22 protein-coding genes are annotated in these 25758 nt (G+C 60.5%); 9 read left to right on the forward strand and 13 right to left on the reverse strand.

Features of this window, described 5'->3' with window-relative positions:
* Positions 1–323: 323 nt before the first annotated feature.
* Positions 324–1808 (reverse strand): lipopolysaccharide biosynthesis protein, encoded by a 1485-nt coding sequence (locus A3AY_RS0103435; RefSeq protein WP_018324283.1) that lies wholly within the window; start codon positions 1806–1808, stop codon positions 324–326.
* A gap of 113 nt (positions 1809–1921) precedes the next feature.
* Here A3AY_RS0103435 and A3AY_RS0103440 point away from each other — a divergent pair, with 113 nt between their 5' ends.
* The gene (locus A3AY_RS0103440; RefSeq protein ID WP_018324284.1) at positions 1922–2881 is read left to right on the forward strand and encodes a glycosyltransferase family 2 protein; all 960 of its coding nucleotides are present in this window, start codon (positions 1922–1924) and stop codon (positions 2879–2881) included.
* A gap of 103 nt (positions 2882–2984) precedes the next feature.
* Positions 2985–3935: a polysaccharide pyruvyl transferase family protein gene (locus tag A3AY_RS0103445; RefSeq protein WP_018324285.1), complete on the forward strand. Its 951-nt coding sequence runs from the start codon at positions 2985–2987 to the stop codon at positions 3933–3935.
* A gap of 40 nt (positions 3936–3975) precedes the next feature.
* Here the strand turns inward: A3AY_RS0103445 and A3AY_RS0103450 are convergent, their stop codons facing one another.
* A complete protein-coding gene (locus A3AY_RS0103450) occupies positions 3976–4995 on the reverse strand; it encodes a glycosyltransferase family 2 protein (protein ID WP_026203065.1) in 1020 nt (339 codons plus the stop codon).
* A 139-nt stretch (positions 4996–5134) separates the two neighbouring features.
* The gene (exoX, locus tag A3AY_RS0103455) at positions 5135–5422 is read right to left on the reverse strand and encodes an exopolysaccharide production repressor ExoX (RefSeq protein WP_018324287.1); all 288 of its coding nucleotides are present in this window, start codon (positions 5420–5422) and stop codon (positions 5135–5137) included.
* 834 nt (positions 5423–6256) lie between these two features.
* Here exoX and A3AY_RS0103460 point away from each other — a divergent pair.
* The 5 genes from A3AY_RS0103460 to A3AY_RS0103480 all read left to right on the forward strand — a co-directional run bounded on the left by A3AY_RS0103460 (position 6257) and on the right by A3AY_RS0103480 (position 11020).
* Entirely contained in the window at positions 6257–6937 is a 681-nt protein-coding gene (locus A3AY_RS0103460; RefSeq protein WP_026203066.1) for a sugar transferase, read from the forward strand.
* A gap of 78 nt (positions 6938–7015) precedes the next feature.
* Complete coding sequence (locus tag A3AY_RS0103465; protein WP_018324289.1) at positions 7016–8290, forward strand: polysaccharide biosynthesis/export family protein; 1275 nt, start codon at positions 7016–7018, stop codon at positions 8288–8290.
* 56 nt (positions 8291–8346) lie between these two features.
* A complete protein-coding gene (locus A3AY_RS0103470) occupies positions 8347–8646 on the forward strand; it encodes a hypothetical protein (protein ID WP_018324290.1) in 300 nt (99 codons plus the stop codon).
* A 181-nt stretch (positions 8647–8827) separates the two neighbouring features.
* Entirely contained in the window at positions 8828–10450 is a 1623-nt protein-coding gene (locus tag A3AY_RS0103475) for an ABC-F family ATP-binding cassette domain-containing protein (RefSeq protein ID WP_018324291.1), read from the forward strand.
* 102 nt (positions 10451–10552) lie between these two features.
* Positions 10553–11020 (forward strand): SRPBCC family protein, encoded by a 468-nt coding sequence (locus A3AY_RS0103480; RefSeq protein ID WP_018324292.1) that lies wholly within the window; start codon positions 10553–10555, stop codon positions 11018–11020.
* Positions 11021–11140: 120 nt separating this feature from the next.
* Here the strand turns inward: A3AY_RS0103480 and pepT are convergent, their stop codons facing one another.
* From pepT to bglB, 10 genes are all read right to left on the reverse strand, one after another.
* Positions 11141–12373: a peptidase T gene (gene pepT / locus A3AY_RS0103485; RefSeq protein ID WP_018324293.1), complete on the reverse strand. Its 1233-nt coding sequence runs from the start codon at positions 12371–12373 to the stop codon at positions 11141–11143.
* Between the two features lie 163 nt (positions 12374–12536).
* The gene (locus tag A3AY_RS0103490) at positions 12537–12854 is read right to left on the reverse strand and encodes a chaperone modulator CbpM (protein WP_018324294.1); all 318 of its coding nucleotides are present in this window, start codon (positions 12852–12854) and stop codon (positions 12537–12539) included.
* The gene (locus A3AY_RS0103495) at positions 12851–13768 is read right to left on the reverse strand and encodes a DnaJ C-terminal domain-containing protein (protein ID WP_018324295.1); all 918 of its coding nucleotides are present in this window, start codon (positions 13766–13768) and stop codon (positions 12851–12853) included. The genes A3AY_RS0103490 and A3AY_RS0103495 overlap by 4 nt, the downstream gene beginning before the upstream one ends.
* Before the next feature lie 273 nt (positions 13769–14041).
* The gene (locus A3AY_RS0103500) at positions 14042–15115 is read right to left on the reverse strand and encodes an ABC transporter ATP-binding protein (protein WP_018324296.1); all 1074 of its coding nucleotides are present in this window, start codon (positions 15113–15115) and stop codon (positions 14042–14044) included.
* A gap of 9 nt (positions 15116–15124) precedes the next feature.
* A complete protein-coding gene (locus tag A3AY_RS0103505) occupies positions 15125–16177 on the reverse strand; it encodes a carbohydrate ABC transporter permease (protein WP_018324297.1) in 1053 nt (350 codons plus the stop codon).
* Positions 16174–17202: a carbohydrate ABC transporter permease gene (locus A3AY_RS0103510; RefSeq protein ID WP_018324298.1), complete on the reverse strand. Its 1029-nt coding sequence runs from the start codon at positions 17200–17202 to the stop codon at positions 16174–16176. The genes A3AY_RS0103505 and A3AY_RS0103510 overlap by 4 nt, the downstream gene beginning before the upstream one ends.
* Positions 17203–17374: 172 nt before the next feature.
* Positions 17375–18643 carry an ABC transporter substrate-binding protein gene (locus A3AY_RS0103515; RefSeq protein ID WP_026203067.1) on the reverse strand — a complete coding sequence of 423 codons (1269 nt, stop codon included), beginning with the start codon at positions 18641–18643 and terminating at the stop codon, positions 17375–17377.
* Between the two features lie 84 nt (positions 18644–18727).
* A complete protein-coding gene (locus tag A3AY_RS0103520) occupies positions 18728–21211 on the reverse strand; it encodes a hypothetical protein (protein WP_018324300.1) in 2484 nt (827 codons plus the stop codon).
* Complete coding sequence (gene kduI, locus A3AY_RS0103525; protein ID WP_018324301.1) at positions 21208–22044, reverse strand: 5-dehydro-4-deoxy-D-glucuronate isomerase; 837 nt, start codon at positions 22042–22044, stop codon at positions 21208–21210. Before kduI ends, A3AY_RS0103520 begins: the two co-directional genes overlap by 4 nt.
* The gene (gene bglB / locus A3AY_RS0103530) at positions 22041–23141 is read right to left on the reverse strand and encodes a beta-galactosidase BglB (protein ID WP_018324302.1); all 1101 of its coding nucleotides are present in this window, start codon (positions 23139–23141) and stop codon (positions 22041–22043) included. Before bglB ends, kduI begins: the two co-directional genes overlap by 4 nt.
* 89 nt (positions 23142–23230) lie before the next feature.
* Here bglB and A3AY_RS0103535 point away from each other — a divergent pair, with 89 nt between their 5' ends.
* Positions 23231–24307, forward strand: coding sequence for a LacI family DNA-binding transcriptional regulator (locus A3AY_RS0103535; RefSeq protein ID WP_051108287.1), 1077 nt, complete (start codon positions 23231–23233; stop codon positions 24305–24307).
* A gap of 1055 nt (positions 24308–25362) precedes the next feature.
* Positions 25363–25512: a HAMP domain-containing protein gene (locus tag A3AY_RS40260; protein ID WP_018324304.1), complete on the forward strand. Its 150-nt coding sequence runs from the start codon at positions 25363–25365 to the stop codon at positions 25510–25512.
* Positions 25513–25758 lie beyond the last annotated feature (246 nt).

Raw genomic sequence — 25758 nt, forward strand, 5'->3', positions numbered from 1 at the left:
TAGGGCAGCGCCCGCGAAAAAATATGGCGTCGCAGCAGAAAAAAGGCCCTCGATGCTGCACTGCACGCGGGTGGGCGGCGAAAAAAGATGGCCGCTTGAGGCCTGTCTAGCGCCTCCGCGTTTTTAAAAATGACCTAGCCACAGCGGGTTGAAGAATGTGCGAATATTCCAATGTAAGCCGCTGGGCCGATGCTTTTCTCGGAAAAAATTTATTCAAAAATACACGATTTTGCACGTCAGGGTTTATGAAATCGCTTTGCCCGGTCAGGCTGTGTCCCCAAATAAGGCGTTAATACAACCACAAGGAGGCATATCTTCATGGTTCACGCGCCGGTGTTTTCCACCCCGCTTCTGTGACGCCTGTTCTTGACCAGTTGGTAGATCTTTGTGAGCAGCGGGCGCTCCGAAAGAACCACGAAGATGGCGTAGATGACGCCCCCGATCGCTGCGCCCACAACGATCTGCAGCACTGGATTTGGCATGAGAGGACCGAAGGTATCGAGCAGGTAACGAACGAGGAGTGCCATCATCAACGCCATCAACATCGGGCGGCTGCTGACGTACAGTCCTTTGATAAAGGGTGTCCCGTCCGCACGAAAGACCGCCCAGGAATAGGCCACCAGCGTCACGGCATTGACGATGCAAAGCCAGATCATCGCGTCGATCAGCGTGCCGGTGCTTGCGCCATAGGCTACAGCCGCGCATGTAACGATCGCGCGGATGACGGCAGACCAGAACAGCGCGCGGCCGTGCCCGACGCCCTTCAAGTAGGGAATGAAGGTGCTGCAAGGTGTCAAAATGCCTTTGGAAAGCGCAAGCAGTCCCAGCACCGGCCAGGCATAAGCCCACTGCTGGCCGAAGAGAACGCGCATCGACGGTTCCGCAAGCGCCCAGAGGCCGAACATCATCGGGGCGAGCAATACGGTCGTTACCTGGGTGCTGAACATCAGCGCCTGCGACCGGCGCTGCTTGTCTTCCATCATGCCGCTGAAGGCAGGGAAAAGAACGCCCATGACGGCCGAAAGCACGACCTGGTTCGGAATGCTGGCAAAGCGGTTGGCAGCGGAGTAGGCGCCGGCATCGGCAAGGCCCAGATAGCGCGAAATGATCACCATCGGCGACTGGAAGGTGATGAAGTTGGCGATTTCCGAGCCCATCATGCCGAGGCTGAAACGGCTCAATCCGACGACCCGGTGAGGGTGGAATACGAAGCGCGGCATATAGTGCGAGACAGCATAAAGGCCGCAAAGGCGCACGAAGGCGGACACGAAAAGCTGCGCGATCAGGGCAAAGACGCCCCAGCCGAGAAGCGCCAGCGCAACCGCAACGACGGCGCCGAGCGATTCGGAAACCATGCTCCAGAAGGCATCCTTGCTGAAGTTCATGCGCCGGGCTAGCAGCGAGTAGGCAACATCCCCGCCGAGCTGCAGCGGGATGAGAAAACTCATGATTCTCAAGAGATAAGCGGCGTCGGGCGCGCCGAGCAGAGTGGCAAAGAAATCCGCGCAGACATAGAGTCCGAGCGCCATGAGGCAGGAAATCGCCAGGTTCGCCCAGAAGACCGAATGAACCGTTTCCATTTCCTCTTCCCGCTGGATGACCAAAGCGGAGGTCAGCCCCGCGCCGCCGATCATCGCCAGAAACTGGACAACGGTGAGCGCCACGGCAACGGCACCGAACTCCTGCGGCGTGAGGATACGGGCAAGAATCGGCACAGTGACAAACTTAAGCCCGAATGTGCTTGTCTTGGATAAAATGCTCCAGCCCACATTGCTTGTGACGGATTTGACGTTGACTGTGGGGGGCATGGCGTAAATCCTATGTGTCGATGGGAGGATCAAGGCAGAGGAGAGGCGCCGGTGGGCGCAGCCTGGGGGAGGAAACCAGCAACATCTTCTAGACAAACCGCAAGGACGAAAAGATGGCGAAATTTACGGTTATCATTCCCTACTATCAGAAACAGGCTGGAATTCTGCAGCGGGCGTTGGAGTCGGTATTCGCGCAGAGTTACCAGGATTTCGATATCATCATCGTCGATGATCAGTCTCCGTTCCCGATCGAAATGGATCTTGACAAGCTGCCGCACGAGCAGCGCCTGCGCATCAAGGTGATCAAGCAACCGAACGCCGGGCCGGGCGGCGCGCGCAACACGGGTCTCGACAATGTCCCCGCGCAAACGGATTTTGTCGCCTTTCTCGATTCCGACGACGTTTGGACCAAGGATCACCTCAAGAACGCCTACGACGCGATGACCCGCTTCGGATCGGATTGCTACTGGGCTTCGATCACCGGCGGTGACGCTTTCTACTATCATTTCGGCGTCGCGGAGCTGCAGAAGACCGAGCCCGTAGTCCGGCTTTCGGAGAGCCCGCTGGTTCTTGAGGTTCCCGAATTCCCCAAGGTCATGCTCAGGGATTGGAGCTTCCTGCACCTGTCCTGCATGGTGATCGGGCGAAAACTTTTCGAGGCTCTGCGCTTCGAAGCAGAGCTTCGCCTGGCAGCGGAAGACGTGCTGTTCTTTTGCGACTGCGCGATCGCCGCCGAGCGCGTGATCCTCTGCAACGACCCGGGGGCGGTGCGGGGAGAGGGCGTCAATATCTTCCACAGCATCGACAATGATTCTCCAGAGTTTCTTTCGCAGCAATTCAACACCTGGGTTGCGCTCGATACGTTGGAAGGGCGCTTTGCGCACAAAACAGAGGAAGCCGCTTCCATCCACACCTACAAGCACACAGCACGGAAACAGGCTCTCTGGAGCCAGGCGCGTCTGGTCAAGCGGCGAAGGATGCCGCAGTTCAACCTCCTTGCACGTTGGGTCTGGCGCGATCCGAGAATATTGCAAAGTGTGCTCCAGCTTGCCGTCGGCAAATTATCACGTTAGCCTTCGCAGCTGCAGCATTTTTTGCAGTGCACATCGATATACGTGACTGCACGAGGCAGATCGCGTCCTTTCAAGTCCCTTGGCAATGCACACAGGAGAAGTCATGGACCCTTACTACTGGGAATCGGAGCACGGAAATTTCGGCGACGACCTCAATCTGTGGCTTTGGGACTTTTTGATCCCGGGCTTTCGCGACGTTCATAGGGAAACACTTCTCGTCGGCGTCGGCACGGTCCTCAACCGCGTGCTTCTGCCGGAGGGCCGGCACAAGCTGGTACTGGGAAGTGGCTTCGGCTACGGTACCCTGCCGGACATGAGCGATAGCCGCGAATGGGACATCCGCTGCGTGCGCGGCCCCCTCACGGCGCAGAAGGTCGGGGTCGATCCAAAACTCGGCATCGTCGACCCAGCTGTCATGGTTGCCGAAATGCCCGAATTCAAGAATCTGCCGAAGAAGCACAAGAAGAGCTTCGTTCCCCATTGGGAATCGGCTGCTGCCGGCATATGGCCCATCATCTGCGGAACCGTCGGCCTGCATTACATCGATCCGCGCGGCGACGCCAAGGAGGTCATCCGCGAGATCGCCCAGTCGGAATTGATCATCGCCGAATCAATGCACGGCGCCATTCTCGCCGACGCATTCCGCGTGCCCTGGGTCGCGGTCACGACCTCGAACAGCATCAACAGCTTCAAATGGAACGACTGGGCCCAGACCGTCGACGTTACCTATCGTCCGCGTCATGTTCCCGTGTCGACCCGGGCCGAGGCGATTGCCAAGGGCGCACGTTTCTGGGGTATCGGCTTCGACGCACGGCAGCCGGCGCTGGAGGATCCGAACAAGCGGCAGATCGACGACAGCGCGATGGTTGCCGTGCGCGATCCGAAACAGACCTCCCTGCGCGTTGCCGCAAAGCAGTTGCTCGCCGCACCTTCGGCCCTGTCGCTGTGGCAGGCGGCGCGCGCCACGCCGCAATTGAGTACCGACCATGTTCTGGCAGAGCGCAAGGAGCGCTTTCTGGACGTCATCGAGAGCGTGCGCCGCGCCTATTTATAAGGCGCAGCCCGGCACGGGTTCCGCCGCCATCATTCCGGCATCAGACGGCCGTTGATGGCGGCTGCAGGAGATAGCGGAGCGCCCCGGAGCCACCGAGCGCCACCGGCGCCGCTTGAGGCTGGCGGCGAAAACGCTCGGTCTTGTCGGCAAGGATGCCGCCAGCGATCGCCGGAATGGCGGATGGCTTGCCGAGTGCGTAGAGCAGGGCGGCCTTCGGGCCGGACTGGCGCTTGATATCGAGGAACTCCCGAAGCTCGTATCGCCCGCGAATATGGCGCTCGTGCCGGCCGATCAGTGCTCTCGCCTGGTCGGAGAGACCGGTTTGCGACAGGATGGCCCGATCGGCTTCGTAGAGCCGTTTCAAATCGATCGTACGGTGGCTGCTGCTCAGTGAATCGCCGCGAACGACCGCGCCGTAGCCGCAGCTGTGAATGATCTTGTAGCGCGCGCCCTTCGTCAGCGCCCGGGCATAGAGGTCGTAGTCCTCGCCCAGCCGCAGGCTTTCCTGGTAGCGAAGCCGATGCGCATCCAGAAAATCGCGCCGCATCAGGGGTTTCAGAAATCCGATCTCGCCGCGTCGCACACCACGTTTCGAGATATTGCCCTCGATGAATTCGCTGAGGTCAAGATCACGGGGCGCGGCCGGAAAGGCTTCAAGAGCAAGATGCGCGCTCGACGCCTTTTCCTCGTCTACGAAGGCAATGTTGTCGGCGATGAAGTCCCAGTCCGTCTGAGACAGAAGGTTTTTCAGCCGACCGGCAAAGAAAAAATCATCGGCATCCAGGATTGCCAGCACCGGTGCCTTCGAAAGTGAGATGGCGTGATTGCGGGCTGCCGCCGGTCCTCTGTTCACGTCGAAGCTTGTGACGGTCAAGCGGCCGGTGCCGTCATCCGCTTGCCGCGAAACATCCGCCGTGCCGTCGCTCGAGCCGTCATCGACAACCATAACCTCTGCGGTTTCAGGTTCCGCCAGCGCTGACGTGATAGCACGCCCGATCGTCTCGGCCGCATTCTTCGCGGCAATGATGACGCAGACATCGGCATTCGGTTTCATGATCATCTTCCTCTATCGCTGTCACACCGAAACTAGGCCGGCTGTAGACAGGCGACAAGGCATGATGTTGCACTTGCGAAAACCTTGTTGCCTTCGCCGCACTGCGGGAAGCACAGAAAGCAGAAAATTGGGCGGTTTATGGGCTTCAGGAGTTGAAGTGAGGCGGATTGTGCGGAACGTGAAGGGCTTTCGGCTCTTTGTCCTCGCCGGCCACTGCGGAAGCTGCAGATTGTCCTTGCGTCGCCTTCCGGCGATTTTTGCCTTCTTTTATCACCAGTGCCAGGACAGTAACGAAATATCCGGCCTGCAACAGCACGGCGCAGGCCAGTGTCTGCCAGGCGGTAGTCCAGGCCGAGCCAGTCAGCAAGAAAGTCCCAATGGCAAAAACGGCCAGGGCTCCCAACATGCTGACAAAAACACGTGGTGCAAACATCAGGACACCCTCAAGGCTACGTCTTGATTTGCGCACATCATGGAAAAAACCACCTTTTCCTCTTAGGCAATTATTAACATATCGAACGTGACCTGCAGATTCAACCGGTACAGGAACACTAGGACTCATCGTGGACGGCACCATTTACCGCATCAAATCTTAGCCCGCATTTAAATTCATCTGTCGATTGCGCGATAACCGCAAACATTTTTGGTGGCGTCAACGGGAAGAGATGCCGTTCGACTGGTTAACTTTAGCGACTCGACAGGCCAATCTGCAAATCAGGGCAGGAAACAGGATTTTGCCATATTTCCGCCCGGCTCCTCCACTTCAGCACTCGCACAGATTGATTTAGATTTTTAATATATCTTAAAATTGCACAAAACCAGCTTTATCGGTCAACTTTTGTTACAAAATTAGCATTTTTTAATAAAAATCTGTGCAGTGCAAAATAATGTTGCGACGCAAAAAAAATGTCAAAAAAAACGAATAAATTATGTATTATATGCACTATCGCAAGATCGTGTAAATATATATGCAAACGTTTAAATCGCTTTAATAAAGAAAAAATTGCAAATATTTCTTCGGAAAATTTCCGAATGTATTTATCAATAATTAATAGTTGCTTATAGATCTAAAGTTTTTAGGTGGATTATCCGTATTAATAATAGGTATTCCAAAGTTAAGCTTGGGCTACGACCTGCTTCGGCGGCAAATGCGGCATGAAATCTGCCTTTAAAAAACAAAATCTGCCTCTACACTCTCTTCCGTAATTGATGCCATGCGCCCCAAGGGGACCCGACCAATCGCCAAACGCAAATGGAGTTAACTCCCATGAAGTCTGCGACTCGATCGGCAAGTTCGCCGTATTTTACGACCATCGAAGCCGGGGGACACCGGCCGATAGGGGGAATATCAAAGAGGGGGTTCGACATCGTTGCTGCGTCTCTGGCGCTGCTTGTCTTTAGTCCGATTTTTCTGCTTCTGATGGCTCTAGTGAAGTTTTCAGATGGCGGTAGTATCTTTTATGGACACCGCCGCGTTGGTCACAATGGCCGCTTCTTCAAGTGCCTCAAGTTTCGCACCATGGCGCCGGATGCAGACAGGATCCTGCAGGATCATCTCCGGAAAAATCCGAAAGCCTATGAGGAATGGCAGGCAACCCGCAAACTGCAGGATGATCCGCGCGTCACGGTCGTGGGCAGCGTTCTGCGCAAACTGAGCCTCGACGAGCTTCCGCAGCTCCTCAACATCATCCGTGGCGACATGAGTGTCGTCGGCCCGCGTCCCGTCGTGGAAGACGAACTGGAACTCTATGAATCGTCGGCAGTCTACTATCTGAAGTCTCGCCCCGGTCTGACCGGACTGTGGCAGGTCAGCGGCAGAAACGATGTTTCCTATGCTGCACGCATCGCCTTCGATACCCACTATGTCACCAACTGGTCGCTGATCAGAGATGTCGTCATCGTCGCAAAGACAATTCCTGCTGTCTGCCTGTCCCGGGGCAGCTACTGATCTCAGTCTTCAGCATGTGAATAGGCCGCTTCCGTCGTCACGCCGGGAACGGCTTTGGCAATTAAGTGAGGGATTTTTATGAGAAGAAGCCTGAGTGTAGGACTTCCTGCCCTTGGCAAGCGGGCCGCGGATGCGGTGCGCCTTTCCGCGCTCGCGCTGGCAATCAGCGTTTCGGGCGTCCAGCTCGCCTTTGCAGACGATTATGCGCTCGGGGCCATGGATAAGTTGAGGATCCGCGTGGCGGAATGGCAGACCGCCGAAGGAACCGTCAGGGATTGGTCGGCCATCAGCGGCGAATATACCGTTGGCGCGTCGGGCGGCATTTCCCTGCCGTTCCTCGGCACCCTGCCTGCGTCCGGAAAAACGACGTCCGAAATTGCCGAAGAGGTCGGGCTGCAGCTTCAAAAGCTATTCGGGTTGCCGGACCGTCCGTCGGCCTCGGTGGAACTGGCCCAATACCGGCCGATCTATCTGGCGGGCGAGGTGCAGACGCCAGGAGAATATCCCTATGCGCCGGAAATGACGGTGCTGAAGGCGGTGAGCCTTGGCGGCGGACTGCGTCGGGCCGAGAACGGCCAGCGATTTGCGCGTGACTTCATCACGGCCCGGGGCGAATCGTCCGTGCAGATCGCCGAAAGAAACAGGCTTCTCATTCGGCGCGCGCGGCTGCAGGCGGAAATCGCCGAGAAAGCCGACATCGTCGTTCCGCCGGAACTGAAAGGTGTTGCCGATGCTGCGGGTCTCATCGAGAGCGAAAAGGCCCTGATGATATCGCGCGACAAACGCCTGAAGCTCCAACTGACGCAGCTTGCCGAGCTGAAGTCCCTGCTGCAGAAGGAAATCGAATCGCTCGGCAAGAAATCCGCCACCCAGACCCGGCAGCTGGAGCTGGTCATGGAAGACAAGGACCGCGTCGATACACTGGCGGAAAAGGGGCTTGCGCTGAGTGCGCGCAAGCTCACTGTCGAGCAAAGGGCGGCGGACCTGCAGGCGGCCCTGCTTGATATTGACACGGCATCGTTGAAGGCCAAGCAGGACGTCAGCAAGGCGAGCCAGGACGAGACCAATCTTCGAAACGATTGGGATGCCCAACTTGCCCAGGAACTGCAGAACACCGAATCGGAACTGGATACGCTGGACCTGAAACTCGTCACCAGCCGCGATCTCATGAGCGAAGCGCTCCTGCAATCGGCTGATGCGGCCCAGACACCGCAGGCAGGTACGGCCGCCAGCATCGCCTATTCCATCGTTCGGCAGAAGGATGGAAAGTCGACCAAGATATCGGCGGACGAAGGTACCCTGGTGCTGCCGGGAGACGTTGTGAAGGTCGAGCCCGTGGCCGTTACTCAATGATGCGTTCCACATTCGTGCAGGCAGAGAAAATGGATTGACCACACCGAGGGCTTCCCATGACTGAGACACCAGCACGAAAAAACGGGCCAGGTCTGAATGCCGATGGCGACGCAACCGATGCGGAGATAAATCGCAAGCTGACGGAGCATTTGCGAGCGAACGCGATCAGGATCACGGCAGATGCGGATGTGACGAAACCGGTCCGCCAGTCCGCAGGCTCCGGCCGGAGACCTGTCGGGATATCGGCGAGGGCTTTTGGCATGGCAATCGCCCAGATCTTCGGCCTGGTGGTGCTCGTTGTTCTGATGGCCCTTGCCTCGATCCATGCCTATTTCTACGAAAAAGAGGCGCAGTAAAGGGGCCGATTTCGACAACGCCTTTCGGCCCTGTTAGCGCCTGACCTTACAGCGCCGCGCGTCAAACATGACGCGCAAAGGGCGGTCCGCGGCGATACTGCCATTTACGATGCCGAAGATTTGCGATACGCCCCGCGGCACATGTCCCAAGGGCACTGCAACGTTTGGAACTCGCACACACATGATCCGTATCGACAATGTCAGCAAGCAGAACAGCCATCGTCTGCTTTTCATCGAGGCCTCCGCGGCGCTCAACAGGGGCGAGAAGATCGGCCTCGTCGGTCCGAACGGCGCCGGCAAGACGACACTCTTCCGGATGATCACAGGCGAGGAGCAACCCGACGAGGGGCAGGTGTCCGTCGATAAGGGCATCACCATCGGCTATTTCAACCAGGATGTGGGCGAGATGGCGGGGCACAGCGCCGTCTCCGAAGTGATGAACGGCGCCGGCCCGGTGAGCGACGTTGCCGCGGAACTGCACGAGCTCGAGGCGGCGATGTCGGATCCCGACCGGGCTGACGAGATGGACGCGATCATCGAACGCTATGGCGAGGTGCAGGCGCGCTACGAGGAACTGGACGGCTATGCGCTGGAAGGCCGTGCGCGCGAAGTTCTGGCAGGTCTGAGCTTCAGCCAGGAGATGATGGACGGCGACGTCGGCAAGCTGTCGGGCGGCTGGAAGATGCGCGTGGCGCTCGCCCGCATTCTGCTGATGCGGCCCGATGCCATGCTGCTCGACGAGCCGAGCAACCACCTGGATCTCGAAAGCCTCATCTGGCTGGAGGAATTCCTGAAAGGCTATGAGGGCGCGCTGCTGATGACCTCGCACGATCGCGAGTTCATGAACCGCATCGTCACCAAGATCATCGAGATCGACGGCGGCTCCCTGACGACCTATTCGGGCGACTATGCCTTCTACGAGCAGCAGCGGGCGCAGAACGAAAAGCACCAGCAGGCCCAGTTCGAGCGCCAGCAGGCGATGCTCGCCAAGGAAATCAAGTTCATCGAACGGTTCAAGGCGCGTGCCTCGCACGCGGCCCAGGTGCAGAGCCGTGTGAAGAAGCTGGACAAGATCGAGCGGGTGGAGCCGCCCAGGCGCCGCCAGGCAGTCGCATTCGAATTCCAGCCGGCGCCGCGCTCGGGCGAGGACGTGATCAACCTGAAGAACGTTCACAAGAGCTACGGCAGCCGCAGCATCTATGAAGGGCTGGACTTCATGGTGCGCCGCCGCGAGCGCTGGTGCATCATGGGCATCAACGGCGCCGGCAAGTCCACGCTCCTGAAGCTGGTGGCAGGCTCGGCCGAGCCGGATCAGGGCAGTGTCGCCCTGGGTGCAAGCGTCAAAATGGGCTATTTCGCGCAGCACGCGATGGATATTCTGGACGGCGAGCGCACCGTCTTCCAGTCGCTGGAAGACGCGTTCCCGAAGGCGGGGCAGGGACCATTGCGCGCTCTGGCGGGCTGTTTCGGCTTTTCCGGCGACGATGTGGAGAAGCGGTGCCGGGTGCTGTCGGGGGGCGAGAAGGCGCGGCTGGTCATGGCGATCATGCTGTTCGACCCGCCGAACCTGCTGGTGCTTGACGAGCCCACCAACCACCTCGACCTCGACACCAAGGAAATGCTGATCAAGGCACTGTCGGAGTACGAGGGCACCATGCTGTTCGTTTCGCACGACCGGCATTTCCTGGCAGCACTCTCCAATCGGGTGCTGGAACTGACGCCCGAAGGCATCCACCAATATGGCGGCGGCTACACCGAATATGTGGCTCGCACCGGTCAGGAAGCGCCGGGTTTGCGCAGCTGAGCGGTTGGCACCCGGCTGATATTTTTCGCGCCGTTCATGCATAATGTCGCAAGCGCCTCTCTGTGCTTGCCCCTGGTTTAATAGCTTGAAGTCGGATGTGCGATGTCGTCGACCGAGTTTCATCTTGTGACGGAATGGATCCTCGATGCATCAGTTGAGGATGTCTGGCGGGTGCTCAATGCGCCCGAGGCCTGGCCTGACTGGTGGCCGTCCGTGAAACAGGTCGATGTTTTGCGCGAGGGCGATCAGGCAGGCATCGGTTCCGTCCTCCGGCTGCGGTGGTCCACCGCGCTGCCGTACGAGCTGACCTTCGAGATGCAGACGGCGAGGGTGGAACCGCTTTCCACGATCGAAGGCCGAGCTACCGGCGAGCTCGAGGGCATCGGCCGGTGGACCCTACGCTCCGAAGGCTCCAAATGCCACGTGCGTTACGATTGGATCGTCCATGTCACCAAGCCTTGGATGGTCATATTGTCCTTCATCCTGAAGCCGGTCTTCCGCTGGAACCATAACATCGTCATGGAGCGCGGCCGGCGCGGTCTCGTGCGTCAACTTGCCCGCAAGACCTGAAGGCCGTCTTGCCTATCGGCCGAACGGGGCATTGAATCGCCTTCAATGCTCTATGTCTTTGTATTTACGCAATTCCGAACGCAAAAGCCGCTGCACACCTTTAGGCCGACGCGCGGCGGGCTAGGCGCGCTCCTCCCAGATTTTCGCCAGCTCGACGAGCGTGCTGACGGCCTTTTCCATGTCCTGCCGGCTCACCCATTCGAGCGGGGAGTGAAAGGCGTGGCCGCCGGCGAAGATATTAGGGCAGGGCAGGCCCATGAAGGAGAGCCGCGAACCATCGGTGCCGCCGCGGATGCTGCCGCGTACAGGCGTCATGCCGGCGCGACGGATCGCCTCGACGGCGTTTTCGACGAGTTGCGGATAACGGTCCAGGATCGTCTTCATGTTGCGGTATTGCTGCGTGACCGCGAAGCTGTAGGACGCGCCGGGATACTCCGCCATCACGTCCTTGACGAGCGTCTCGAGCATGGCTTCCTTGGTGACAAGGCCTTTGTTGTTGAAATCCCGGACAATCAGATTCAGGACGGCCTTTTCCATCGAGCCGGTCACCCCGGTCGGGTGAACGAAGCCGTCGCGGCCGGCGGTCGTCTCCGGCGCTGTATCCTTCGGCAGCCGGCTGAGGATCGCACCGGCGATCTTGGCTGCGTTCACCATCTTGCCTTTGGCGAAGCCCGGGTGGATCGCAACGCCTTGAACGGTGATCTCGACTCCATCGGCCGAGAAGGTTTCGTCTTCGATATGCCCGGCGGTTTCGCCGTCTACAGTATAGGCGAACTCGGCGCCGAGCTTTTGGAGGTCTACCTTGTTGACGCCACGGCCGATTTCTTCGTCCGGTGTGAAGAGGATCTTGATCGTGCCGTGCCGGATGTCCGGATTGTCGACGAGGATCTGCGCGGCCGTCATGATCTCGGCAAGCCCGGCCTTGTCGTCGGCGCCGAGCAGTGTGGTGCCGTCGGTGGTGATGATATCGTTGCCGATCTGGTCATGCAGCGCCGGATTGTCGCTGACGCGAATGATCTGCTGCGGATCGCCTGAAAGCCGGATATCACCGCCTTGGTAGTTCTGGACAATTTGCGGCTTGACGTTTGTTCCGGTGAAGTCGGGAGCCGTGTCCATGTGCGAGCAGAAGCAGATCACCGGTACGGGTTTGTCGACATTGGATGGGATGGTTGCGTAGACGTAGCCATGCCCGTCCATATGCGCGTCCGACAGGCCGATTGCCTGCAACTCAGCGACCAATACACGACCGAGATTCTTCTGCTTTTCGGTCGAGGGCTGCGCGGCTGAGCTGGGGTCTGACTGGGTGTCGATGACGACATAGCGCAGGAAGCGATCGACAACAGTATCCGTCATGGGCTCGACTCCATCTTTTATCCATGACGAACGGCTATAGCCTTCGCTGGCGACGGCGTGAATGGAATTTTCGCTCTATCGAGATAATCCGTGAGCCAGCCTGCAAGGTCGCCCGCGCGGGATCTGCCGGCCGCTCTGTGGCGTGCGTCATTAACGCCGCAGATCATCCGTGACGATCGAGCGATTGCAGAATCTTGAATTGCGCCTCCTCGTCCTGCTGGCCGATTGCCGCCATCAGGTCCTGCATCGTGCCTCGCAGGCTGTGAAGCTGATCCACCAGTTCCATGACAAGATCCACACCCGCCTCGTTGACCCCCATGTCGCGGGTCATCTCGAGGATCAGTTGGCCGCGCGCGACATCCGCCTCGCGAAATTGCTGTTCGAGCCCCGTCGTGTCGGGGACAAGCCAGCCCTGCTCGATCCACACAGCCAGCACGGAGACTTCGATCTTGAGCTTCAGGCAAAATTCAAGCTCGTTCATGGCAGCCCCATGCCCTTTCGCGGATCCTGTTTGCTTGCCTCGGCCCACTCCTTCATGAAAGCCGTCAGACGCGGATCGGCCTTGTCGGGCAAGACGATCTTCAGGGTCACAAAAAGATCGCCCCGGCCGCCGCCACGCTTGGGTACGCCTTTGCCTTTCAGACGCAGAATCTTGCCGCTGTTGGAATGGGAGGGCACCGTCAGCGTCACAGCACCGGTCGGGGTCGGTACGCGAATTTTAGCGCCAAGGACCGCTTCGTCCAGCGAAATCGGCAGGTCCAGGCGAATGTCGTCGCCGTCACGCTGGAAGAAGCGATGCGGTTTCACATGAACATCGATGAACGCATCGCCTGCAGGTCCGCCACTCATTCCCGGACCTCCCTTGCCTGGAAGACGCAAGGTCTGGCCATCGTGAGTGCCGGCCGGGATCTGAACGTCAAGGGGCGTGCCGTTTGGCAGTCTTACCTGGGTTTTCGCACCGTTGACGGCGTCGAGAAAATCGACCGTCATGGAGAAATAACGGTCTTCCCCCGCCAAATGGAAATGATCGTCGTGCACGCGATGGGAAAAGAAGGCGGAAAGGGGGTCTTCGGCCTCGCCAAAGTCGGCAAAGCTGGCGCTGTTATGGTAAGGGCCGCCGGGTCTGCTCGCCGACGCATACTCGCGATAATAGTGGCGCGGGGCCTGCTCGGCACCCTCCGTATCGATCTCGCCGCGGTCAAATCGAGCCCGTTTCTGCTCGTCGCTCAGAAGCTCATAGGCAGTGGAGATTTCCTTGAAGCGTTCCTCCGAAGGTCTGTCGCCGGGATTGAGATCGGGATGGTGTTTCTTCGCGAGCTTACGGAATGCGCGCTGGATATCCTTTTGCGTGGCATCCCGCTTCACGCCCAAAATGTCGTAAGGGTCGCGGCTCATCAACGTCTCCGAGCATACTGTTGTCGAGGCATCGACCATGACTATAGGCCTTACCCGCGCTGGATGCTAATTCGAACTCGAGCACCCTGGGCTCACGCAGAGCCGGCAAGGAAGTTGACGTTGGCCGTGCGTCGACAGAGGAACGGTGAGTCCAGTGACATGGTCGCAGGGTTCACAGATGCCGTCGTCTCCCGGTTGAGCCGACGCAAGAGCAGAGGCCTGTCCGGGCGCCGGTCACGAGCGCCGTCTTGCCGGTGAGATCAAACAGCGCGTTCAAAGCCGAAGCCCTTTTTCGTTGAAGAGGTGGATGGGGGCAGTGGACAGAGACAGCGAGATGTCCAGACCCGGTGAAAGGTCGTGCTGCCCGGGGGCGACCACCAGTATCTTCTGTCCGGCGACGTCTGCATGCAGCACCGTCTCGGAGCCGAGCGCCTCGACGAGCCTGATCTTCGCCGGAATGCTGTTTTCGCCGGACCCCAGGGATATGTGCTGTGGCCTGACGCCGAGCGTGATGCGCGATCCCGTTTCGATCGTGGCGCCGGCGACCGGGAATTCCAGCCGATGGCCCCCGACAAGCGTCGCAACCGCCTTCTGCGGGTGCACCGCTTCAACCGCGCCTTCGAGGAAATTCATGTGCGGCGACCCGATGAAACCCGCCACGAAGCGGTTGGCAGGCCGGTTGTAAAGCTCGAGCGGCGTTCCGATCTGCTCGATGCGTCCGGCACGAAGCACGACGATCCGGTCGGCGAGCGTCATCGCCTCGACCTGGTCGTGGGTGACGTAGATCATCGTCGCCGAGAGGCGCGCGTGGAGCGCGGCAAGTTCGGCGCGCGTCGAGCCGCGGAGCTCGGCGTCGAGGTTCGACAGCGGCTCGTCGAGCAGGAAGGCGACCGGCCGGCGCACGATCGCCCGGCCGATCGCGACGCGCTGGCGCTGGCCGCCGGAGAGCTGGCCGGGTCGACGATCGAGATATGGCTCGATCTCGAGCATGCGCGCCGCCTCGGCGATGCGCTCGGCGATTTCGGCCTGCGGCATCCTGGTGTTTTCGAGACCGAAGGCGAGGTTCTGACGCACGCTCATGTGCGGGTAGAGCGCATAGGACTGGAAGACCATTGCAAGTCCGCGATCTGCCGCCGCAACGTCGTTGACCACCTTGCCGTCGATGGCAAGGTCTCCGCCCGTCGGCTTCTCGAGGCCCGCAATCGTGCGCAGCAGCGTCGACTTACCGCAACCGGATGGTCCGACGAAAACGACGAACTCGCCGTCGTTGATCTCCAGGTTGATGCCATGAAGCACGTCGATGGCGCCGAATGACTTGATCACATTGGTCAGCTTGATGTGGCCCATGATGCCCCCCTATTTCAATCCGGTTCCGGCGATGCCGGTGGTGATGAAGCGCTGCAGGAAGATGAAGACCAGAACGACGGGGATCATGGTCACGACGGTCATGGCGAGGATGAAGTGCCACTGCACGTTGAGTTCGCCGGAATAGATGCTCAAGCCCACCTGCAATGTGTAGAGCTCCTTGCGCGACAAGACGATCAGTGGCCAGAGGAAGTCGTTCCAGCGCCAGACGACGGAGAAGATCGCGAGAACCGCAAGAGCGGGCGCGGTCAGCGGCAGGACGATGCGCCAGTAGATCTGCCACTCCGAGGCCTTGTCCATGCGCGCGGCATCGATCAGTTCGTCGGGAATGGTCAGCATGTACTGGCGCAGGATGAACACACCGGTCGGCGTTGCCACCGTCGGCAGGATTACGCCCCAGAGATTGTTGAAGAGGCCGAGCGCCGAGACGATCGAATAGAGCGGCACCATGATCACGGAAAGCGGCACCATCAGCGTCGCGAGGATCAGGAGCATCGCGAAGGTCCTACCGCGGAATTCGTATTTGCTGAGCGCGAAGGCCGCCATCGAGTTGACGACGAGCGTGATCAGCGTTGCCGTCACCGTCACGAAAACCGAGTTCCAGAGGTAACGCACGAAGTCGAATTGAGTGAACGGCTCGGTGTAATTGGTCGTCGCGAAGGCCATGGTTCTGACCGGCGTGCGCTGCGAAATGTTGACCTTGATGATCTCGCCGGGTTTTTCCGGATCGACCATCTGGCTGATGACGCCGATGCGGCGGACTTCGGCCAGAACCGCCTTGCTGCCGTCCGGTAACGTCGCGTCATAGAGATCGAGCGGCTTGTCGTAGCCTTCGACGGTCGCCTTCTGGGTGACATAGGGCAGGATCGTCGGCGGGAATTCGGCGAGCGCCGCCGGCGACTTGAAGGAGGAGCCGACGAGCCAGACGGCGGGGCCGAACATGATGAGAAGGCCGCCAACCAACCAGATCCAGGTGACGATGTCCGTCCAGTGCCAGCCGTTGCGGCCCTTGCGGCGGAAGATGAACGCGGCAATCCGGCTCATTTGCGGCTCCCTTTCTTCTCGCTGGAGCGGCCAAGGCCGAGTTGGATCAACGTGAGCACGACGAGCACCATGCCCATGAGGATGGAGGCGGCCGCGGCAAGACCGGGATTGCGCAACTGCGTCGCAAAGCCGGTCTCGTAGATGTATTGGGTGAGATAGAGCGTACTGGTGCCTGGACCGCCGCCGGTCAGGACGTATACCTCGTCGAAAATCTGCACGGCTCGGATGAGAACGAGCACGATGACGACGAGCAGGTTGGGCATGAGCAGCGGCAAGGTGATGCGCCAGAAGGCGCGCGCCGGTCGGGTGCCGTCCATCTCGGCCGCTTCGTAGAGATCCTTCGGGATCGCCTGCAATCCGGCAAGCAGGATCAGCGTGTAGAACCCCATATGCGCCCAGATCGAGACGCCGACCGCTGCGGCAAAAGCCCAGTTCCGGTCGTTGAGCCAGGTGTAAGGCTCGAACCCGAAGCCATAGAGCGCGAAATTCAACAGGCCCTGCCGCTGCAGGATCCATTTCCAGATCAGGCCGACGACGACCGGGGACAACAGGACGGGAAAGAAAAAGACCGCCCGCCAGAAACTGCGCGCCATCAGCTCGCGGTTGAGGATCAGCGCGGTGATGAGCGAGAAGAGGATCATCAGCGTCACCTGGAGTACGACGAACCAAGCGGTATTGCCGACGGCGGTCCAGAAGGTGTCTTCGGTGCAGCTATTCGGATCGATGTAGTTCGAGCAGTCGAAAAGCCGAGCGTATTGATCCGTGCCGACGAAGGTTCGGTCGTCAAGGAAGAGTGCCGTCCCTCCGGTCATCGAATAGGCGAAGTTGATGAAGAAAGGCAGCAGCACGAAGATGCCGAAAATCAACATGTTCGGCAGCAGGAAAAAGGCTGCCATGCCGCCAATGCCGAGCCTGCGCTGCACCCAGCGCAAGGGGGCGTCTACCAGGCCCATCGCGAGACGGACCGGGACCATGATCGCTTCGCCGAAACCAGAGCCGGCCGGTCTTGGTGTTTCCGCTTTCATCGTTTGCCTTCCTGACGACATGAGATAGCGAGTGACCGTAAGCGCGGCCCGGCCCGGTATCTTGCGCTTCAACGCGCTGTGCAGCGCGGGTAATGGCCGCGGCCGATTGGCGATTGGCACGGGGACCGACGGCGCCGGAGGTCTGGTGCCGTCGACCCGGTCTCGGGGATGGTTAGAGCCCCGAGTCCTTGACCTTGGCCGCGATGTCGGCATCGATGCGGGTCACCGCCTCGTTAAGCGGCATCTCGCCAGCCGCCGCCTGGCTCACGCGGGTCACGAGGGCGCCGTAGACCGTATCGGACCAGTGCCAGCCGGGCAGTTTGCGCGCGAGGTCGGAAAGCGAACTGGCCGCCGCGACGAACTCGTTGAGCGCGGCCTGTGCCTGGGCGTCGTCGGTCTTGAAGTCGAGCCCCTTTGCCAACACGCCCTTGTGCGCCGGCAGGAACAAGGTGCGCTCGGAGAATTCCTTCACGATGTCCTCTCGGGCGAGGTAGTCCATCACCTTGGCGACTTCCTCGGGGTTTTTCGTGTACTTGATCGCAACAAGCCCGGCGCCGCCGGTCATGCCTGTGCAGTTCGCCGGTCCGCACGGGCTGCCCGTCGCCACCCAGTCGAAGTTCGAGCCGATCTTCGTGGAAAAGTTCGGGACCTGCCAAGAGCCGGAATAATAGTAGACGAGCTGGCCGTTAATGAAGTCGTCGGCGGCGGCGCGATAGGTGGAGCCGGCGGCGGACACCCAGACGTCCTTGCTCATGGTGCCATCGGCGATCCAGCCGACGAACTTTTCGAGGAAGGCCTTCGAGCCTTCGTCAAGCGGCGCCGGCTTGCCGTCGGCACCGATGTAGTTGGCACCGTAGGAGAGGTTCGGTCCGCTGAGCCGATGGCCCGAGCGGTCGAGCGCCATCGGGAAGGGCACCTGCTGGCTCTCCGCCACCTGCCTTGCGGCCTTCGCCCAGTCGTCCCAGGTCGCATCCTTGCCCGGGACGGCGACACCGGCCTGGTCGAACAGCGTCTTGTTGGCGAAGCCTCCGGCGATGGTGATCTGCGTCATGAAACCGGAAATCTGGTTCGAGCCGTCGGGGCGCATCCAGTCGGCCTGGTCGCCGAAATTCGTGTCCCAATATGCGGCGTCGGCCACGAGCGGGCGAAGATCGAGCCAGTGCTGGCTCTGGGCCTTCAGATTGGTGACGCGCGCAATGTCCGGGCCGTCTCCTGCCTCAAGCTGCACCGGCAACTGTTCGCGAACGACGCTATAGGAGACGTTGTCGAGGATCACGTTGATCCCCGGGTTCTCCTTCATGAAGCGGTCGAGGAGATCCTTGAGGACCTCGCCCTCGACCCCGTCAGAATACCACATGATACGCACGTCGCCGGCCATCGCAGCCGTGGACGTCAGAAGTCCGACGGCGAAAGCCGCAAGCATCGTCCTGGTCTTGGTCATTGCCTTTTCCTCCTCTTCATGCACGAGCCTCCTCCGGCTCGGCGTTGGACCGGCGCCGGCTTCTCCTGGCCGGCGCCCGTATCGTCATTTCGCGGTCAGCATGGCGATCTCGCCGGCCACCGGGAAATCCTGGGGTGCGATCGTTCGCCCCTCGGCCTGCGCCGATCCGTCCTTGCGGAACAGCACGCGGCCGTAGTCGGGGTCGTCGATGACAAGCGTGCCGTCTTCAGCCTCCTCCACCGAGAGCGCGGCAAACCTGGCTTCCACGGATTCGAGCGAGGATGCGTCGCAGACCCTGGCGATCCAGCGTGTCTTGCGGCCGTACTGGCGCAATTCCGCCCTGGCAGACGGGCCTTCCTGCACCAGTTCCAGGTCGCTGCTGCCAATGAGTATAACCGCTCCCCGTCCGCTGCGCGCAAGCGCAAGCTTGCCCCTTATCAAGCTCTCGTCGAACTCGGCGACGGGGAACCAGGCGTGGGTGAAATCCGGCTGCTCCTCGAAGGTCGAAAAGTCGAGTACGGCCAACCCTCTGTACTGGTGCGCGCGAGGGAGGGCGCCGCAACCACCCCAAAAGGAGGGTCGGCCGTACCCGAACTGAATTGTCTCGCCAGGGTGATTGATCCAGACCGCGGCCTCCGGACGCTCCCCGATCCTTAAGTGCAGGACAGTCTCCTGGTAGCCCCATTCGTGCCAGCGGTAGTGGACGGCGGAGCCCATCGCGAAATTGCGTCCCTTGTAGTGGTAGAGCGCTGCGAACCGGTTTTCGCCCTGGGCAAAGCGCCATTCCTGGTGGTCGTCGGTCTCGTGGCAGGCGACCGCGGCCAGGCCATCCGGCACCACGAGGCCATGATCTCGCAGTAAGACGGCAAGCTGTGGCAGCGCATGGACGCGACGGCCATACCAGCCCTTGCCCCAGAGCAGGCGCGCTACGCCCGAAAGCTCGAGCGAGCGGCCGGCACAGAGCGTATGCTCATAGGAGCGCCCTTGAGCGGCGGTGATCATGCCGTGGTGGGCGGAGCGGGCGATAATTTCGCAGAGCCGGACAATGCCGTTCCTGGCGCGCTCGGCGATGTCGGCGTCCGGCGAAAGCGCTGCGAGCGCCGTCAGCCCCTTGAGGTCGATCGGAAAATAGGGCGCGGAATTGAATTCCGCCATTTCCCAAGCCTCGAAATGGTCGAGCCAGGCCCGTACCCGGGCCGCCCCGACCGCGTTTTGGTCCTTGCCCTTGCGGCCGGAGCGGCGGAACGTGGCATCCGGCAGAAGGTGACCGGCGAGATAGGCCGAGGTATGGAACAGCAAGGCGTGGTTTTCGGAGAAGTACCACTGCACATCGTTGCCCGGCTCGTCCATCCAGTAGCGAAAATTGAGGATGGCATCGTCGACGCGGGCGCGCGTCCTCCCGCCGATATCCTCTCCCCACACGGTGCGGGACCAGATCAGCGGAACGAGTGAGAAATCGGCGCAATCGTGGCAATCTTCGATCGACGGCAGGATCTCCTCGATCATCACATCGGTGTCCGCGCCCGAGCGCCCACTCGCCAGCCGCGCGAAGGCGCGCACGGTGTCGCGTTCGGAGGATTCGGAGATCTCGTCGAGCGTTTCGGCGATGCGAGCGGCAAGCGATGATGGAGCTTCGCCCTGGGGGCCGGCGTGGCAGATCTCGACCCCCAGCGAGCGCGAGGCGACGAAGCCGCCGGCATCGAGCGTCACCCGGAAGTGGCGGAAGTCGGCCGGCGCTTTTTCGGACGGACCGATGACGAGCCGCCGGTCGCCGGCCTTGAGGACGAAATCGTGGTTGAAGCGTTCGCTCGACATGAAGTCGCCTTCGACGGTGACATTGGCCCTCACGTCGACCGGCAGCGGCGTGGTGAAGAGTAGGGTAACGTCGCCCTCGAGGTAGGCGGGGCGATCGAAGTGCATGCCGTCGAGAACGTGCTCGATCTTGGCCGCCGCCTCGCTCTCGCAGGGAACGGGCAGCGCCACGCTGGCCTTTGGACCGGAGAGGTAGTCGAGCTGGAAAAAGTAGCGCGCGTCGCGCTCGGCGAGGTCGTCGAAGAAGATCTCGATCTGGTTGAGCCCGGCCTTCAATGGCAGGTCGTACTCGGCCCTTGCCTCGAGGTTGCGGCTGTAGGGCGCCATAAAGCCCGCTTCGGCGCCGTTTACCCACAGCACCGCGCCGCCGCAGGTGCCGAGGCGGACCTTCGCCGTACCCGCCTCCTCCGCCTCGATATAGGTCCGAGCCCAGGTCGAAAGCCGTGTCGGACGGAACCAGAAGCCGGAGAGATCGAGGCGCGGCGACCCGAAAGGCAGCCACCAGCGCATGCCTTCGAAGGCGCCGCGAACGTCCGGCCGCTTGCCGCGATAGCGCTGGGCAAAGATCGTCCGGCAAGGATACTCGTGGGGAATGAAGTTCTTGTGCTTGGTCAGGAAGAAGAAGGGGTCCATTTCGCCCTCCATCGGCTGGTCCGGCACGTCAAAACGCTCCTCCGCGATCGCGCCAAGCTGCCAGTAGCGGATGGGCTCGCGCGCGGCCAGTCTCTTTTTCAGGTGGAAGGTCGTATCGGTCATTTCAGCTCCGCCACGGCAACGGGGGTCACGTCGTTGTATTCCTGGTTCTCTCCGGTCATGCCCCAGACGAAGGCATAGGGCCCGGTACCGGCGCCCATGTGGATCGACCAGGCGGGCGACAATACCGCCTCTCCGTCGGCGACGATGAGGTGGCGCGTCTCCTCGGGGCGGCCCATGAGATGGATGATCCGGTCTTCCGCCGCCATGTCGAAATAGCAGTAGGCTTCCATGCGGCGCTCGTGCAGATGCGGTGGCATCGTGTTCCAGATGCTGCCGTCGGCAAGATCGGTGATGCCCATCAGGAGAAGGCACGAGGGAGCAACCTCCGGATGAATATACATCGCGAGGCGTCGCCTGTTCGACCGCCTGGCATCACCCAGCTCAAGCGGCCTGGCTTCGTGCCTCGGGATCAGCCGGTGGGGCAGATCAGCGCCCGCCGGAACCGAGTTCATGTAGTAGCGCGCCGGCGCATCGGCGGACTGGCTCGCGACGGTGATTTCCCTTGCACCCCGTCCGACATAGAGAACGTCGCGGTTCTGAAGCGTAAATCCTTGCCCGTCGACGATGACTGTGCCGCTGCCGCCGAGGTTGGCGATGCCCATCTCACGCGCCGATAACAAATGGGGCGTACCGATTTCGGCACCGGATCCGAAGGTCAGACTTTTTGCGACCGGCACGGCGCCGCCGATCATCAGACGATCGACATGGGTATAGGTGAATTTCACCGCATCAGGGGCAAAGAGGTCGGTGATCAGGAATTCGCCACGCAGGCGTTCCGTGTCGTAGCCCTTGATGTCCTCGGGGCCGGCGCCGTACAAGACTTTCATCGTCATGCCGCCTGTCCTTCTGCGCCGACATGCTGCAGGGCTTCGGAAAGGCACAGGATCGCCAGTGCCTGTCCGTAGCCGGTCGGCTGGATCGGGATGTCTTTGTAGAACTGGAGATCATGACCCATGCGCGTTCCGTAGGAGACGTTGAGCACGGTGCCATTTATGTCGATATTGCTCATGACCGCCTCCAGCGCCTTCAGGCCGGCGGCCTGCCAGGCGGGCGTGCCGAGGCCGAGGCGGTGGCCCTTGAGCAGGCCATAGCCAATTCCGGCAGTGGCCGAAATTTCCTCATAGGAGCTTTCGTCGTCGAGAAGGGTGCGCCAGGCGCCAGATGCGGTCTGTAGCGGCAGGAGAGCGTCGACCTGGCTGGTAAGGACTCCCTCGAGGAAGGTCCTGACCGGAGTTGCGATCTCGGCGAGGTCGAAGAAATCGAGAATTCCGGCGGTGATCCAGGCATTGCCGCGCGCCCAGCGTGCCCGCGCAAAATTGTGCCGGCCATCGAACGTCCAACCATGGAACCAGAGGCCGGTTTGAGGGTCGGATAGATAGCGGGCATGGACGAGGAATTGCCGCGAAGCTTCGTCGACGAGCGCGCGCCGGCCGCTCGCCTGGCCGTAGGAGGCGAGGAAAAGCGCCACCATATAGAGCGTGTCGTCCCACAGTTCGTTGTCGTTGACCTTATCGGAGACATGATGCTCGAAGCCGCCTTCCGGCGTGCGCCCCATGTCCGCGATCACGCGGTCCGCCCAGTCGTCGAGCACCGGTTGCCACCGCGGATTTCCGGTCTTTGCCCAAAGCACGGAAAGGCCGAGCATTGGCGCCGTCGTGTTGACGTTGAGCTCGGGCAGGCCCGCTGCAAGCCTTGCTTCATACCAGTTTTCGACGAGCTGGCGCAGATCGTCGCGGCCGGTGAACAGCCAGAGCCTGATCAGGCCGTAGAGCCCGACGCCCTGCGGCCATTCCCAACTGTCGAAGCTGATGTAGTCACCTGCGGTCCCATCGAGGTTCGGCTCGTGGAAACGACCCTCGTGCTTGAGGCCGGTCATGCCGGCGACAAGACGATCGAGACCAACGCGAATATCGCGGGCATTCGGGCCCATGACGTTCCTCCCATGTACACCGCTCGCGCGGCTCCTCGGAGAAAATAAAATCACGAGGTTTTTTCTTGCGCAATCTGAAAATTTTTCTCATGATTGCGAAAAGGAGGAGCGAAGTGATCGCAAAACCGCCGTCCGGCAAGCGTGGCAAGAAAAGCAAGCGTGTCCGTCTCGAGGACATCGCCGAGGCATGCGGCGTTTCTCTCAGCACAGCGTCACGCGCCCTGGCCGGCGAAAAGGGTGTTCGCCCGGAGATCCGGCAGCAGGTCCTGGAAGCGGCAAAGAACGCGAACTATGTCATCCCGACGGCCGTTGCCGGCCAGAAGGTCATTCTCGCCGCATCGAGCGCGGCGATGATCGACTATGTGCGCAACCAGTTCACCCTCTACGTGCTGGAAGGGCTGAAGGATCGTGCGCAGACGCTCGGCCTCGAGATCGTCACCCGGCCGATCGCCGATCGGACCGAGGAACTGGCGGTGCTGAAGGAGGCCCAGCAAGACGATCAGGTGGCCGGCCTGCTGTTCCTCACCGTCGATGACGAGGGCATGCTTGCCGCAACCCGCGACTTCGACAAGCCGGTTGTGCTGCTCAACAGCGATGATCCGTTCATGCGGCTATCAAGCGTCACCCCGTGCAACCGCTCGAGCGCACGCCTGGCAACCGACCACCTCATCAATCTCGGTCATAGTCGCATCCTCTTTCTCATGCGGCCCGGCCGAAGAACGATCGAGCGCCGCTTTGAAGGTTGGCGCGATGCGTTGCTGGCGAAAGGACTGCCGGCAACGGATGATCTGGTCGTGCCAGTCGACGACTGGCTGCCGGAGCTTGCGACGCAAGCCATTGCCGAGCGGATTTCGGCCTGCGGGCTGGATTTCACCGCCGTCTTGGCTGCAGGCGACAGCCTCGCTGTAGGGGCCATGATCGGCATTCAACAAAAAGGCTTTTCAGTACCTGGCGATGTGTCGGTGATCGGGATGGACGACTTGCCTCAGGCGGTTTTCCTCAATCCGCCACTGACGACGATGCACATTCCGATGCGGGAGATCGGATCGGTCGCCCTTGATCTCCTGCGCGACAAGCTTTCCGGTCTACCCATGCCGCCGCGACGGGTGGAACTCGCCTGCCATTTGGTCGAGCGAGCATCGACGGGCAAGGCGCCGGCGAACTGATCGGCGGTGTCAGATGGCTCATCTCGACCTGTCCTCGACAACCAGTTCTGGGCATCAGGTCGCCAATGATGCCAAAACGGGGCACGACTGGAAAATCAAGGAATTAAGAGATTTTAGGGAGAATTGGCTGGGGACCTGGATTCTCACATGATTTCAATGATTTAGCAAAATCACCTTTGATTTCCCTATATTTTCCCGCCGCGAGCGACCATGGATGCCACCTTTGTGCCCTGGCGTTGGGCATCAGTGAACCGGCGGCGTAAGCGGAAATAATTTCCGCGCTGAGCGCCGAAGCTACCGAACTGGCGACCACCGCGGCACGGCGGCTTCGCGCCCGCATTCCAGTCATTCCGAAAGCGCTGGCGAATTCTCAAAAGCTGCCGGTCCGCTCGATGCCCGTCCATGAACGCAGTGCGCCACAAGCGGTCATGGCGAAGGAAGACGGCCAGCGAAGAAAAGACGAAGAAGGAAGAACAACTGGCCTTCGGGTTTCTCGCTATTTCGACAGATCAACTTTCACAGAGCATTGGCGTTTCGGTGATCGTCCCAAGAACGAATGTCGTTCCGTTCGCGGTCCCCAGATTCCCGCGCACTATGGGCGACGATCTCAATGCTGTAGCCTCCGCCGGTTTCGTCCTCACTTACATTGGGGAGCCGCAACCGTCGCAAGCCGCATGCAAAGCAGTCCCACGGTTCACACGCTGGCGGAACCTTGGAGCCTTCCTTCTCCTGATCATGGCGAGGCGGCCCTGAACGCGAGGGGACCGCGGCGCGAACCATATCGTCGTCAGAGGAAGACTGTTGTCAAACGCGAATGCCTGATTGGCTAGCTGGTTGGTATCCGATGCGACCTTGCAAAGGACGGCTCCGAAGTCGCTATGGCCTCGCCGGACGGTTAATCTTTTCTGGCGGCCCTCTACAATATGGCTTCGCAATATTGCGTTTTCGTGGAGGCAATGTGTAGAGTTCATTGCGCAGGGTCATTCCGGAACTATCGGAGGTTGCGATGGGTAATTCCTTTGGGCAGTCCCGTAACGGCTTATGTGGGCCTGAGAGTGGAAAAGAGGCTTGTCACGCCGCTCGTGACCGTGACGGAGGCGGCCCGCTCGATAGCGGCGGGCGACTTTGGCAGACGGGCGTCGGGCCAAGGCGGCTTCGGCGAGGCCGACCGCCTGATCGAGTATTTCAACCGCATGGCCGAATAGTTGCAGCGGGCGGAGAAGGAGCCGAAGTACTCGAATTCCGCGATCCCCACGAACTCAGGACCCCGCTGACGATCCTGCGGGGCCGNATGCAGGGGCTAGCAGACGTGTCTTCTCCCAGTCAGGAGCTGTTCCAGAGCCTCAGGTGAATGCGCGCGCTGGATAAACATAAAGTCCAGGATTAGATCCGATATGAAGCCTCCAATCGTCATCCCGCTTGCTCTGCTGCTCGGCGCTTCCACTATGCCG

This window comes from Rhizobium giardinii bv. giardinii H152 (assembly GCF_000379605.1).
In the GTDB taxonomy this organism is placed as follows: domain Bacteria; phylum Pseudomonadota; class Alphaproteobacteria; order Rhizobiales; family Rhizobiaceae; genus Pararhizobium; species Pararhizobium giardinii.